Here is a 12602-nt window from a genome sequence, read left to right on the forward strand (position 1 = left end):
CTACGGTTCCTGGGTGGTGGTGGTCGTACGGCCGTTGCGGATGGCCTGGGCGTACCGCTCGTACTTCTCGTAGCGCTCCAGGCGGCGGCGGTTGGCGCGGCGGAAGCGGCGCGCGACGAGCCGGGCGAGGTCGGCGGCGCCGACCATGCCGGCCTCGGGGCCGAGCTGGGCCTTGGCGATCCGGGCCTCGGGGCGGTAGCCGCGGCCGGTGAGGTGGCGGCGGAAGGCGTCCCGGGCGGGGCCGATCAGCAGGTCGTCGGCGGCGCTGACGCCACCGCCGATGACGAAGCAGGACGGGTCGAGGGCGGCGGCCAGGTTGGCGATGCCGACGCCGAGCCACTGGCCGATGTCCTGGAACAGCTCGATGCACATCGCGTCGCCCTCGCGGGCCAGCTCGGTGATCAGCGGGCCGGTGATGTCGGGGACGGAGCCCTTGACGCGCTCGATGATGTTGTACGCGACCGGCGAGTCGGCCGCCGCGAGTTCACGGGCCTCCCGGACGAGGGCGTTGCCGGAGCTGTACTGCTCCCAGCAGCCGCGGTTGCCGCACGGGCAGCGGTGGCCGCCGGGCACCACCTGCATGTGGCCGAACTCGCCGGCGACGCCGTACCTGCCGCGCTTGACCTGGCCGCCCTCCAGGATCGCGCCGCCGATGCCGGTACCGAGCGTGATCATGACGAGGTGGTCCTCGCCGCGGCCGGCGCCGAAGCGCCACTCCGCCCAGGCTGCGGTGTTGGCGTCGTTGTCGACCATGACGGGGACGGCGAGCCGCGCCTGGAGCGAGTCGCGCAGCGGCTCGTTGCGCCAGGCCAGGTGGGGGGCGAACAGGACGCGGCTGCGGTCGGCGTCGACCCAGCCGGCGGCGCCGATGCCGACGGCGTGCACGTCGTGCCGGTCGGACAGGTCCAGGACCAGCTCGGTGATGGTGTCCTCGACGACCTTGGCGCTCTTGGACTTGTCGGGTGTCTCGGTCTTGATCTGCTCCAGGATCCGGCCGTCGGCGTCGACGACGCCCGCCATCACCTTCGTACCGCCGATGTCGATGCCGACGGTCGGCACCCGGGGCGCGGTCAGGTGCGAGCGGCGCTCGCGGGCGGAGACGGTCCGCAGGACGGTGGCGCGGGCGGAGCCCCGGTGGGCGAGATCGCGGTACGTGCTCACGAGTCCTGTCGTCCCTGGTGGGTGGGGCCGGCGGCGGGCGCCTCCGGCGGCGGACGGCGCCCGCCGCCCTCGATTCTGCCAGGTACGCGGCCGGGGGCGGCGGTACGCCGTGGTCAGGGCGCCGGGGGGACCTCGTGGCCGCCGACGCGGGCGGGTGACGGGGCTCGTTCCAGCTCGTGGCGGAGGTCTTCGAGCTCGCTGCCGCCCGCCATCTGGCGGGTGAGTTCGTCGAGCGTGACGGAGTCCTTGGTGTGGCTCGCCGCCATCACGCCCCGCTTCAGCAGCACGAACCGGTCACCGACCAGATACGCGTGGTGCGGGTTGTGCGTGATCAACACCACGCCGAGTCCGGCGTCGCGGGCGGCCGCCACGTACTTGAGGACGACCCCGGACTGCTTGACGCCGAGCGCCGCCGTCGGCTCGTCGAGGACGAGGACCTTGGCGCCGAAGTACACCGCGCGGGCGATGGCCACGCACTGGCGCTCGCCACCCGACAGGGTGCCGATCGGCTGGTCGACGTCCCGCAGGTCGATGCCCATGCGCAGCAGCTCGGCGCGGGTCGTCTCGCGCATGAGGTCGACGTCGAGGCGCTTGAAGGGGCCGGCGCCCTTGGTGGGCTCGGAGCCGAGGAAGAAGTTCCGCCAGACCGGCATGAGGGGGACGACGGCCAGGTCCTGGTAGACGGTGGCGATGCCCCGGTCCAGGGCCTCGCGCGGGGAAGAGAGGGAGGTCTCCTCGCCCTCGATGCGGAAGGTGCCGCCGTCGTGGGCGTGCAGGCCTGCGATGATCTTGATGAGGGTGGACTTGCCGGCGCCGTTGTCGCCCAGGACGCAGGTGATCTCGCCCGCGTGCACTTCGAGGGAGACCCCTTCGAGGGCGCGGATGTTGCCGTAGTACTTGCTGACGTCGGCCAGCTCGACGAGTGCGGTCACTTGGTCGCCTCCGCGCGCTTGCGGACCCAGGCGTTGAGCAGGGTCGCGAGAAGGAGCATCGCTCCGAGGAAGAACTTGAACCAGTCAGGGTTCCACTCGGCGTACACGATGCCCTTGCTGGTCATGCCGAAGATGAACGCGCCGACCGCCGAGCCGATGGCGGAGCCGTATCCGCCGGTGATCAGGCAGCCGCCGATCACGGCCGCGATGATGTAGATCAGCTCGTTGCCGACGCCCTCGCCGGACTGGACGACGTCGAACGAGAACAGCAGGTGCTGTCCGGACACCCAGGCGCAGAAGGCCACGCCCAGGTAGAGGCCGATCTTCGTCGTACGGACCGGGACGCCGACGGCGCGGGCGGCGTCGGCGCCGCCGCCCACCGCGAAGATCCAGTTGCCGAAGCGGGTGCGCAGCAGGATCCAGGTGGCCAGCGCCACCAGGCCGAACCACCACAGGATGGTGACCTTGATGTCGATGCCGCCGAGGGAGAACTGGGAGGCGAACAGCGCCCGGGCGGAGCCGAAGCCCTCCATGTCCGCGATGGTCCTGGTCGACACGGTGCCGCTGATCAGCTTGGTCAGGCCGAGGTTCAGGCCGGTCAGCATCAGGAACGTACCGAGCGTGATGATGAAGCTCGGCAGTTTGGTCCGGGTGAGCATGACGCCGTTGAAGACGCCGATGGCGAGGGTGACCAGGAGGGAGACGAGGACGCCGACCCAGATGTTCGCGGTCATCTGGTAGCTGAACATCGAGGAGACCAGCGCGGAGCTGGTCACCAGCACACCGGCCGACAGGTCGAACTCGCCGCCGATCATCAGCAGCGCGACGGGGACGGCCATGATGCCGATCGTCGAGGCGGCGTAGAGGACCGTGCCGAAGCTGGACGCCCTCAGGAAGCTGTCGGCGACGATCGAGAAGAAGAGGAAGACGGCGACGGCTCCGACGACGGAGCCGAGCTCGGGGCGGCCGAGGAGCCCCCGCAGCGGCGAGGTGCGCAGCAGGCGCTCGTCGACGGGTGAACCGTCCTTCACGGGTGGTGCGGTCGTGGTCATCGGGTTCCTCGCTCCGTGAATTCCGCCAGCTTGGCGGCGTCCTTCTCGGTGATGATCTGCGGCCCGGTGAGCACAGGCCTGCCGCCGCCGAGCACGTCGGCGTTGTAGCGGTGCAGCCACAGCAGGTCGACGGCCTCGTACCCCTGGAGGTAGGGCTGCTGGTCGACGGCGAAGCCGAGCTGCCTGCTCTTCAGGCCGGCGGCCACCTTGGCGTTGAGGTCGAAGGTGTCGATCTCGGCGTCGGACCCGGCGGTCCTCTTCGCCTGGACGGCGGCGTCGGCGAACGGCGCGCCGAGGGTGACGACGGCGTCGATGGACCGGTCGGTCTGGAGTTTCGCCTCGATGGAGGCCTGTACGTCGGGCATGTTGGTGCCGTCGACGTACAGGTTCTGCACGTCGCCGTCGAAGGTCTTCTTCACCCCGGCGCAACGCTGCTCGTGGCCGACGTTGCCCTGCTCGTGCAGGACGCACAGGGCCTTCTTGCGGCCGCGCTCGTCGAGCTCGTCGCCGACCGCCTCGCCCGCGATGTTCTCGTCCTGCCCGATGTGGGTGAGGGCACCGTAGGCCTTGGACTGCTCCGAGCCGGAGTTGACGGTGATCACCGGGATGCCGGCCTTGACGGCCCTGGCGACGGACGCCTTCATGGCGTCGGGCTTGGCGAGGGTGACGATCAGGCCGTCGACCTTCTTGTCGATGTAGGAGTCGACGAGCTGGGCCTGCTGCTGGCCCTCGTCGCTGTGGGCGTAGAGGAAGGTGATGTTGTCCTTGACGGCGGCCTGCTTGGCGCCGTTCTGGACGATGTCCCAGAAGGTGTCGCCGTCGCCGGAGTGGGTGACCATGGCGATGGTCCACCTGGGGGTGTTCACGGCTGCCCGGCCCTCGGCGGCGGCCGCCTTGCGGGCGTCCTCGGCGCGCTTGCCGCCCGTGGCGCTGCATCCCGCGGCCGCTCCCGCGAGGGACACTCCGAGCACCGTCGCCAGTACCGCGCGGAGCGCGCGTACCCCTGTCCGAACCCTTGCCACGACGCCGTGCCCTTCTTGCCGCTCTGCTCGCTGTGCCTGCTCTGCTCGCTGTACCGGCCAAGTATCGGTCATGGTGATGTGCCCGGATTTCATCGGGTACCGCGGGCGGTCAGTTCCTCCAGCACCGGTACGTCCTTCTCGGTGACGAGGGCCGGGCCGGTGAGAACCGGCTTGCCGCCGCCGATGATGTTGAGGTTGTCCTTGTGGAGCCAGAGCGAGTCGACGGCGAGGTAGCCCTGGAGGTAGGGCTGCTGGTCGACGGCGAAGCCGATCTGCTGGGCCTTGAGCTGGGCGACGACGGCCGCGTTGAGGTCGAAGGTGTTGATCTCGGCGCCGGAGCCGGCGCTCTGCCTGGCCTTGACGGAGGCGGCGGCGAACGGGGCGCCGAGGGTGACGACGGCGTCGATGTCCTTGGCGCTCTGGAGCTTGGCCTCGATGGAGGAGGTCGCGGCGGGCATGTTGGTGCCCTCGACGTTGAGGTTCTCCACGATGCCCTTGAAGGTCTTCCTGACGCCGGCGCAGCGCTCTTCGAGGGACACGTTTCCCTGCTCGTGGATGACGCAGAGGGCCTTCTTCCTGCCGCGTGCGGTGAGCTCGTCGCCGACGGCCTCGCCCGCCACGGCCTCGTCCTGGCCGATGTGGCCGAGCGCGCCGAAGGCCTTGGAGTGCTGCCCGCCGGAGTTGATGGTGACGACGGGGATGCCGGCGGCGACGGCCTTGGCGACGGATGCCTTGACCGCTTCGGGCTTGGCGAGGGTGACGATCAGGCCGTCGACCTTCTTCGTGACGTAGGAGTCGATGAGCGCGGCCTGTTCCTTGCCCTCCTTGTTGGCGGCGTAGAGGAACTCGACGTTGTCCTTGGCGGCGGCGGCCTTGGCGCCGCTCTGGACGATGTCCCAGAAGGTGTCGCCCTCGCCGGAGTGGGTGACCATCGCGACGGTCATGCGTGGGGTGGCGGCGGGTTTGCCGCCGCCGGAGGTGTGGGTGGCCTTGTTCTCGGAGTCCTTGCCGCCCGAGCTGCTGCATCCGGCGGCGGTGACGGTGAGTGCGACTGCGGTCAGCAGGGCTGCCGCTGCCGTGCGGGTGGTACGCATCGTGGGTCCGCCTTGTCTTCCCCGGCGCCGCCCGATTGCGGCTGGGTGAGTTTCTACGGGGGCGGGGCGGACCCGTCAATACTTTGTCCGAACATTCTTACGCGATGACGTACGGACGGGCTTACGGCCGCACCAGGAGCTGGAACTCGAACGCGTACCGCGACGCCCGGTAGATGTGCGAGCCGAACTCCACCGCCCGGCCGGTGTCGTCGAAGGTGGTCCGCTCCATCGTCAGCAGCGGCGCGCCCTTCTCCTCGGTGAGCAGCTCCGCCTCCAGGCTCGTCGCGGCCCGCGCCCCGACCTTCTGGCGGGCGCTGTGCAGCGTGATGCCCGCGCCGCGCATCATCCGGTACAGGCCGGTCCCCTCCAGCAGCTCGGTGTCGAGGTCGAGCAGGCCGAGCGGCAGGTGGTTGCGCAGCCGCGCCATCGGCTCGTCGTGCGCGAAGCGCAGCCGCTCCACGTACCGGACGTCGGTGCCCTCGGGTACGCCGAGGGCGGCGGCGACCTCGGCGGTGGCGGGGTCGATCCGGTTGGTCAGGACGATGGTGGCGGGGCGCTGGCCGGCCGCCTCCAGGTCGTCGTACAGGCTGCTGAGTTCCAGCGGGCGCTTGACCTGGCTGTGCACGACCTGGGTTCCGACGCCCCGGCGGCGCACCAGCAGGCCCTTCTCGACGAGGGCCTGGATGGCCTGGCGGACGGTCGGCCGGGACAGGCCGAGCCGGCCCGCCAGGTCGATCTCGTTGCCGAGGAGGCTGCCGGGGGTGAGTGTCCCGCGCTCGATGGCCGCCTCCAGCTGCTGGGAGAGCTGGAAGTAGAGCGGGACCGGGCTGGTGCGGTCCACGCTCAGCGGCAGTCGCACGACGGGACCGGTCTCTTCTCTGGCTGCTCGGGTCTGCTTGGGCACGGCCCGAGCCTATCCACAGGAAATGATGACGGGAAGTTGTGAAGTCATGTTGTCAGGACAAAAGCTTGACACGATGACGATAACGGCACCACCTTGGGGGCCATGCGCATCGGACTCATCGGAACGGGACGTATCGGGGCCTTCCACGCGGGCGTGCTCAGCCGCCACCGGGAAGTGGGAGCCCTCGTGGTCGCCGACGCCGACCCCGGCCGGGCGGCCCAGGTCGCCGACCTCACCGGCGCCACGGCCGCGCCGACCGTCGACGACGTCTTCGCCCGGGGCGTGGACGCGGTGGTCATCGCCTCGGCGACCGCCGCCCACGCCGAACTCATCGGCCGCGCCGCCCGCGCCGGCCTGCCCACCTTCTGCGAGAAACCCATCGCCCTCGACCTGCCCGGCACACTCGGCGCGCTCCGCGAGGTCGAGGCGGCCGGCACCCAGCTCCAGCTCGGCTTCATGCGCCGCTTCGACGCCGGCTACCGGGCCGCCCGCGACGCCGTCCACTCCGGGCGCATCGGCCGGCTGCACACCGTACGGGCCATCACCTCCGACCCGGCGCCGCCGCCCGCCGCGTACCTCCCGCTCTCCGGCGGCCTCTACCGCGACTGCCTGGTCCACGACTTCGACATCCTCCGATGGGTCACCGGCCGCGAGGTCACCGAGGTGTACGCGACCGGCTCGGACGGCGGCCCGGCCATGTTCCGCGAGGCCGGCGACGTCGACACGGCGGCCGCGCTCCTCACCCTCGACGACGGCACCCTCGCCACGGCGACGGCCACCCGCTGCAACGGCGCCGGCTACGACGTACGGATGGAGCTGGCGGGCGAGCGCGACCAGATCGCGGTGGGCCTCGACGACCGCACGCCCCTCACCTCCACCGAACCGCTCGGCCCGCCCGCCGCCGACAAGCCCTGGCCGGGCTTCCTGGAGCGGTTCGCGCCCGCCTACGAAGCCGAGCTGGACGCCTTCGTCCACCTCGCGCGCGGCGAGCTGGCCAACCCCTGCGACGGCCACGAGGCCCTCCAGGCGCTGCGCGTCGCCGAGGCGTGCGAGCTGTCGCGCCGCGAGCGGCGCCCGGTGCGGCTGGAGGAGGTGCCGTCAGCCCTCTGACGGCGAGGACGACGACAGGACCGTGCCCTGGGCCACCGCGCACAGGGTCTCGGCCCCGTCTCCGTCCTGGTCCCGCGTCAGCAGGTCGCAGCGCACCACCGCCTGCCGCCGGCCCGCGTGGACCACGGAGGCACGGGCCAGGAGCGTGCGGCCGGTGGCGGGGCGGACGTACTGGATGGAGAACCCGGCCGTCAGCACGGCGGGTCCCAGGGCGCTGCCCGCCGCGAAGGTGATGGCGTTGTCGGCGGCGTACGACAGGACGCCGCCGTGCAGGAAGCCGTTCTGCTGGCGCAGGTCCTCCCGGACGTCCACCTCCAGTACGGCAGCCCCGTCCCCGAAGGCGGTGATGCGGGCGCCGATGAGCCGGCTGAAGGGCTGGCTGTCGAGGATCTTCTGAGCGAACGACGGGTCGGGGTCGGTCATCGCGTCACCACCTGACGGGAAGGCGGCGCACGCCGCGCACGAGGAGGCCGGGCAGCCAGTCGAGGGGACCGGCCGAGGGGTCGAGGGAGAGGGAGGGGAAGCGCTCCAGCAGGGCGCGGATCGCGACGCGGGCCTCCAGGCGGGCCAGCGGGGCGCCCAGGCAGTAGTGGATGCCGTGGCCGAAGGCCAGGTGGCCGCCGGTGTCGCGGCGGATGTCGAAGCGGTCCGGGTCCGGGAACCTGGCCGGGTCCCGGTCGCCCGCGCCGATGCCGACGAGGACGGTGGCCCCCGGGGGGATCACCGTGTCCCCGACCGGCACGGGCTCGCGGGCGAACCGTACCGTGCCGGTCTCCACGGGGCCGTCGTAGCGCAGCATCTCCTCCACCGCGCCGTCGAGGAGCCCGAAGTCGGCGCGGAGGGCGGCGAGCTGGTCCGGGTGGGTGAGGAGGGCGCGGACGCCGTTGGAGATGAGGTTGACCGTCGTCTCGTGCCCGGCGATCAGCAACAGGTAGGCCAGGGCGCGCAGTTCGGCGGCCGACAGCCGGTCGTCGTCGTCCGCGCGGGTGCGCAGCAGTGCGGAGAGCAGGTCGTCGGCGGGGCCGGCGCACCGCTTGTCCTCGATGAGCTCGTCCAGGTAGGCGCGCAGCCCGTGCACGGCGGCGCTCTCGGCGTCCGCGCCCGTCGGCGCGACGATCTCGGTGGACCAGGCGCGGAAGGCGTCCCGGTCGGCGGCGGGTACGCCGAGCAGTTCGCAGATCACCGTGATGGGCAGCGGGAAGGCCAGCGCGCCGACGAGGTCGGCGTGGCCGTGCGGCGCCATGGCGTCGACCAGCTCGTCCGTGATGCGCTGGACGCGCGGCCGCAGGGCCTCCACGCGCCGCCCGGTGAACTCGCGGGCGACCAGTTTGCGCAGCCGGGTGTGGTCGGGCGGGTCGAGGACCAGCAGGTTCGGGCCGATGACCTCTTCGTCGAGCATCCGGAACCCGGCTGTGGAGGGCGACTTGGACAATCTGGGGTCGGCGAGCGCGGCCCGTGCCTCGGTGTGGCCCACGATCAGCCAGGCCTCGTCGCCGGGCGCCGTGCGCACGTGATGGACGGGCCCGCTCTCGCGGAGTTTCGCGTAGTACGGGTAGGGGTCGGCGGTGAAGCCCGCGCCGTACTCGCTCAGATCAACCGTGGTCATCGCCCCACCTTAAGCGCCGTCCTCCCCGTCCAGCAGTCCCGCGTCGTGCACCAACAGGGCGATCTGGACACGGTTGTTGAGCCCGAGTCTGGCGAGTATCCGCGACACATGGGTCTTGACCGTCGGCACGCTCATGTAGAGGGTGGCGGCGATCTCGGCGTTGGAGTGGCCCCGGCCGACGGCGAGGGCCACGTCCCGCTCACGCTCGGCCAGTTGCGCGAGCCGGGTGGCGGCGGCCGTCTGCCGGGTGTTCTCGACGGCGTGCCCCGCCACATGGGCCATCAACTGGCGGGTGACGGCCGGGGAGAGGACCGGGTCGCCGGCCGCCACCCTCCGTACGGACTCCACGATGTCGGCGGGCGGGGTGTCCTTCAGTACGAACCCGGCGGCGCCGGCCCTGAGGGCGCGCAGCACCTGCTCGTCGGCGTGGAACGTGGTGAGGACGACGACCTCGGGAGCGCCGGGGCGGGCGCGGAGCTGTTCGGTGGCGGTGAGGCCGTCCACGTACGGCATGCGGATGTCCATGAGGACGACGTCGGGCGCGACACGGCCCACGAGGGCGGGGACGTCGGCGCCGTCGGCGGCTTCGCCGACGATCTCGATGTCGTCGGCGCCGCCGAGCATGAAGGTGAGTCCCGCACGGACGAGGGGGTCGTCGTCGACGATGAGCAGCCGGATGGTCATGAGGGCCACGGTAGCCAGGCGTGGAGGGCGAACCCGCCGCCGGGCGCCGGTCCGTGGGTGAGGCGGCCGCCGGCGAGGGTGGCGCGTTCGGTCAGCCCGATGAGCCCCTGACCGGATCCGGGTACGTGCGGCACGGGGCCGGTGGGGGCGGGGTTGCGGACGTCGACGGTGAGTCCGTCGCCGGGGTGGCCGCGGACGGTGACGGTGACCTCGGTGCCGGGTGCGTGCTTGCGGGCGTTGGTCAGGCCCTCCTGGGCGATGCGGTAGACGGTGCGGCCGGTGGCGGCGGGGACGCCTGCCGGGTCGTCGATGCCGTTGTCGAGGGTGACCTCCATGCCGGCCTGGCGGGACTCGGCGATCAGCGCGTCGAGGGTGGCGAGGGTGGGCTGCGGGCGGTCGCCGTCCTCGCGGTCGCCGGGGGCGCGCAGGACGCCGATGATCTCGCGCAGGTCCTGAAGTGCCTCGTGGGCGCTGTCGCGGATGACCCCGGCGGCGCGGGCGACCTCGGGCGGCGGCGCGTCGGGCCGGAATTCGAGGGCGCCGGCGTGGACGCTGAGCAGGGTGAGCCGGTGGGCGAGGATGTCGTGCATCTCGCGGGCGATGGCCTCGCGGGCGGCGCGCTGGGCCTGTTGGGCACGGAGTTCCGCCTCGGCCTCGGCGCGTCCGGCCCGTTCGCGCAGGGCGACGACGAGCTGGCGACGGGAGCGGACGAGCATGCCCCAGCCGGTGACCAGGAGGACCAGGACGACGCCGATGGCGACCGCCGCGAGGGGGTGCAGGGTCGGGTCGGGGCGTACGAACACCTGGACGACGCCGCACACGAGTGCCAGGCCGCCGACGTGGGCGAGGCGCCGGAACGGCACCCGTACGGCGACACCGAAGAGCGCGACCAGGAGGGCGCCGCCCGCGGTGGGTGCCACCGTGCTGAGTACGGACAGGGCGACGGCCGGCCCCACGGGCCAGCGGCGGCGCAGCCAGAGCGCGCAGCAGGCGGCGGCGCCGAGCAGTTGGTCGGCGAGGACGGCGGCCTCGGAGTTGTCGTACTGGCTGCTGGCCTCGGCGGCGAGGAGGCCGACGAAGGCGGCGAAGACGAAGGCGGTCGTGTCGACGATCCAGTCGCGTACGGTACGGCGGCGGCGCACGTCTCGGCCTTCGGGGCCGCCCGGTTCGGCCGGTTCGACCGGTTCGGCCAGGTCCGAGGGCAGCAGCCAGGGGTACTCCGCACGCGTCATGTCGACGAAGCTATGCGGGTGGGCGGGCGTGGCGGGGCCCATGGGCACCGGTCCGCTACCAAAGTCGCCGAGGAGCATACTTCCGGACCCGGCCGCCATCCGAAGGTCCGACGCGATGGCCCGGCGGCCGGGCCGACGATTCCGGGTATGAAGAAGATCCTCGAAGTCATCGGCACGCTGGTGCTGGTCGTCGGCGTGTGCGGGGTGCTGCGCGAACTGACGGGGTGGTTCCGTTTCATGGGCTTCACCCGGTACCTGACGGAGAACGTGGGCTTCCTGCATGGGCGGGAGCTGTTCGCCAACATCGTGATCGCGGTGGTCGGCTTCGCGGTCCTGATGATCGCGGACGGGTTGCGCAAGGCGTAGGGCCGTTTCGGTTTTCTCGCGGGGCCTTTCGGGTAGAGCCCTGCTGGGAGCGCTCCCATCAACCGGCAGATCCCCACATCCCCGGAAGACGGAGCCGCACAATGAATCGCCATGATCGCGCCATGTCGTCGCGTTCACGTTGGGTGCCGCACCTCCTCACCCTCCTCTTCGCCACGCTGCTCGGCCTGCTGCCCTGGACCGGCACCGCGTCCGCCCACGGTTCGGTCGTCGACCCGGCGTCCCGCAACTACGGCTGCTGGTTACGCTGGGGCAGCGACCACCTCAACCCCGCCATGCAGCAGCAGGACCCGATGTGCTGGCAGGCCTGGCGGGCCGACCCCAACGCCATGTGGAACTGGAACGGCCTCTACCGCAACGGCGTCGGCGGCAACCACCAGGCCGCCATCCCCAACGGCCAGCTGTGCAGCGGCGGCCGCACCGAGGGCGGCCGCTACAACGCCCTGGACGCCGTGGGCCCCTGGAAGACGACGAACGTCACCGGCAACTTCACCGTCAAGCTGTTCGACCAGGCCAGCCACGGCGCCGACTACTTCCTCGTCTACGTCACCCGCCAGGGCTTCAACCCGGCCACCCAGGCGCTGAGCTGGAGCGACCTGCAACTGGTCAAGCAGACCGGCCGCTACGCCCCGAGCCAGAACTACGTGATCGACAACATCAGCGCCCCGGGCCGCACCGGCCACCACGTCGTGTACACGATCTGGAAGGCCTCACACATGGACCAGACGTACTACCTGTGCAGTGACGTGAACTTCGGCTAGGAGGTGGCCGGCCGGTCCGGACCTGACGCCGCCGGGGCCCGTCAAAAAAGGGCCCCGGCCGGCGAACTGTACGGCCACGGCGCACTGGATCAGCCCGCGTCCCAAATGATCGCGTCGAACGTGTTTCGGTAGGCGCTGCCAATACCGTCGGAGCCGATCTCAGTGAGCTTGAGCCGGGCAATGTTCCCGGCGTTGGTACGTATGCACAGCACCGTGTTCTTGGTGAGTTGCTGTTCGTCGGTCCCTTCCGCGTTGACCGTGTTCGAGCACTCCTCGTATCCGGGGAGAGCGGTCGCACCTCCCGACCAGAGAGATCACAGTGCCGTTCCCACCGTTGATCCGATTCCCCGGCGTCATGTACACATCACCTTCGGCGCCATAGCCAACAGCGACAGGCTGTCCGGCATCCAGGTCCTTGGGCTCGGTGTCGAGCAGCAGTGAGCCCTGCCAGAGTTCGCTTCCCGCGGGCGAAGAGCTGCGCCCCGGGCCGGGCGTCCCGGTCTGCTTCGACGGTGAGGCGGAGGCGGGTACGGATTCGGGCGCCACGACGGAAGCCGATGAAGTCGGCACGATGGGCGGGGCACCATCGGCCTTGTCCCCACCGGAGGAGGCGAGAACAGCCGCCACGGCCGTGATCAGGGCGCCGAGGACGGTCGACCC

Annotated in this window: 13 protein-coding genes; 3 read left to right on the plus strand and 10 right to left on the minus strand. The window is 71.4% G+C overall.

What is annotated here, in order from left to right; translation table 11 throughout:
• The 6 genes from AMK26_RS14295 to AMK26_RS14320 form a co-directional block, all read right to left on the minus strand.
• Window positions 1–1161, minus strand: coding sequence for an ROK family glucokinase (locus tag AMK26_RS14295; RefSeq protein ID WP_073754998.1), 1161 nt, complete (start codon window positions 1159–1161; stop codon window positions 1–3).
• Between the two features lie 113 nt (window positions 1162–1274).
• Window positions 1275–2093, minus strand: a complete 819-nt coding sequence (locus AMK26_RS14300) for an ATP-binding cassette domain-containing protein (RefSeq protein WP_073754999.1) — start codon at window positions 2091–2093, stop codon at window positions 1275–1277.
• The gene (locus AMK26_RS14305) at window positions 2090–3145 is read right to left on the minus strand and encodes an ABC transporter permease (protein WP_073755000.1); all 1056 of its coding nucleotides are present in this window, start codon (window positions 3143–3145) and stop codon (window positions 2090–2092) included. The genes AMK26_RS14300 and AMK26_RS14305 overlap by 4 nt, the downstream gene beginning before the upstream one ends.
• On the minus strand, window positions 3142–4167 hold the full coding sequence (locus AMK26_RS14310) for a sugar ABC transporter substrate-binding protein (RefSeq protein ID WP_073755001.1): 1026 nt from the start codon (window positions 4165–4167) through the stop codon (window positions 3142–3144). The genes AMK26_RS14305 and AMK26_RS14310 overlap by 4 nt, the downstream gene beginning before the upstream one ends.
• A gap of 89 nt (window positions 4168–4256) precedes the next feature.
• Window positions 4257–5261, minus strand: coding sequence for a substrate-binding domain-containing protein (locus tag AMK26_RS14315; protein WP_073755002.1), 1005 nt, complete (start codon window positions 5259–5261; stop codon window positions 4257–4259).
• A gap of 121 nt (window positions 5262–5382) precedes the next feature.
• Entirely contained in the window at window positions 5383–6102 is a 720-nt protein-coding gene (locus AMK26_RS14320) for a GntR family transcriptional regulator (RefSeq protein ID WP_073755505.1), read from the minus strand.
• A gap of 165 nt (window positions 6103–6267) precedes the next feature.
• Here AMK26_RS14320 and AMK26_RS14325 point away from each other — a divergent pair, with 165 nt between their 5' ends.
• Complete coding sequence (locus AMK26_RS14325) at window positions 6268–7275, plus strand: Gfo/Idh/MocA family protein (protein WP_073755003.1); 1008 nt, start codon at window positions 6268–6270, stop codon at window positions 7273–7275.
• Here the strand turns inward: AMK26_RS14325 and AMK26_RS14330 are convergent.
• The 4 genes from AMK26_RS14330 to AMK26_RS14345 are packed head-to-tail and all read right to left on the minus strand — an operon-like array spanning window position 7264 to window position 10797.
• A complete protein-coding gene (locus tag AMK26_RS14330) occupies window positions 7264–7698 on the minus strand; it encodes a PaaI family thioesterase (RefSeq protein WP_073755004.1) in 435 nt (144 codons plus the stop codon). The two genes, AMK26_RS14325 and AMK26_RS14330, sit on opposite strands and share 12 nt — an antisense overlap.
• Before the next feature lie 4 nt (window positions 7699–7702).
• Window positions 7703–8881, minus strand: a complete 1179-nt coding sequence (locus AMK26_RS14335) for a cytochrome P450 family protein (RefSeq protein ID WP_073755005.1) — start codon at window positions 8879–8881, stop codon at window positions 7703–7705.
• Window positions 8882–8890: 9 nt separating this feature from the next.
• Window positions 8891–9565, minus strand: coding sequence for a response regulator (locus AMK26_RS14340; RefSeq protein WP_073755006.1), 675 nt, complete (start codon window positions 9563–9565; stop codon window positions 8891–8893).
• Window positions 9562–10797, minus strand: a complete 1236-nt coding sequence (locus tag AMK26_RS14345; protein ID WP_073755506.1) for a sensor histidine kinase — start codon at window positions 10795–10797, stop codon at window positions 9562–9564. Before AMK26_RS14345 ends, AMK26_RS14340 begins: the two co-directional genes overlap by 4 nt.
• A 147-nt stretch (window positions 10798–10944) precedes the next feature.
• On the opposite strand from AMK26_RS14345, the gene AMK26_RS14350 reads away from it, so the two are divergent.
• Window positions 10945–11163, plus strand: a complete 219-nt coding sequence (locus AMK26_RS14350) for a hypothetical protein (protein WP_073755007.1) — start codon at window positions 10945–10947, stop codon at window positions 11161–11163.
• A 122-nt stretch (window positions 11164–11285) separates the two neighbouring features.
• Complete coding sequence (locus AMK26_RS14355; protein ID WP_241837893.1) at window positions 11286–11942, plus strand: lytic polysaccharide monooxygenase auxiliary activity family 9 protein; 657 nt, start codon at window positions 11286–11288, stop codon at window positions 11940–11942.
• Window positions 11943–12602: the final 660 nt, after the last annotated feature.

This window comes from Streptomyces sp. CB03234, assembly GCF_001905885.1.
Taxonomy (GTDB): Bacteria; Actinomycetota; Actinomycetes; order Streptomycetales; family Streptomycetaceae; genus Streptomyces.

Coding starts and splice junctions, on each gene's coding strand:
- AMK26_RS14335 (WP_073755005.1), bottom strand. CDS start 8,881: ATGACCACGGTTGATCTGAGCGAGTACGGCGCGGGCTTCACCGCCGAC.
- AMK26_RS14330 (WP_073755004.1), bottom strand. CDS start 7,698: ATGACCGACCCCGACCCGTCGTTCGCTCAGAAGATCCTCGACAGCCAG.
- AMK26_RS14305 (WP_073755000.1), bottom strand. CDS start 3,145: ATGACCACGACCGCACCACCCGTGAAGGACGGTTCACCCGTCGACGAG.
- AMK26_RS14315 (WP_073755002.1), bottom strand. CDS start 5,261: ATGCGTACCACCCGCACGGCAGCGGCAGCCCTGCTGACCGCAGTCGCA.
- AMK26_RS14325 (WP_073755003.1), top strand. CDS start 6,268: ATGCGCATCGGACTCATCGGAACGGGACGTATCGGGGCCTTCCACGCG.
- AMK26_RS14355 (WP_241837893.1), top strand. CDS start 11,286: ATGTCGTCGCGTTCACGTTGGGTGCCGCACCTCCTCACCCTCCTCTTC.
- AMK26_RS14345 (WP_073755506.1), bottom strand. CDS start 10,797: ATGACGCGTGCGGAGTACCCCTGGCTGCTGCCCTCGGACCTGGCCGAA.
- AMK26_RS14350 (WP_073755007.1), top strand. CDS start 10,945: ATGAAGAAGATCCTCGAAGTCATCGGCACGCTGGTGCTGGTCGTCGGC.
- AMK26_RS14340 (WP_073755006.1), bottom strand. CDS start 9,565: ATGACCATCCGGCTGCTCATCGTCGACGACGACCCCCTCGTCCGTGCG.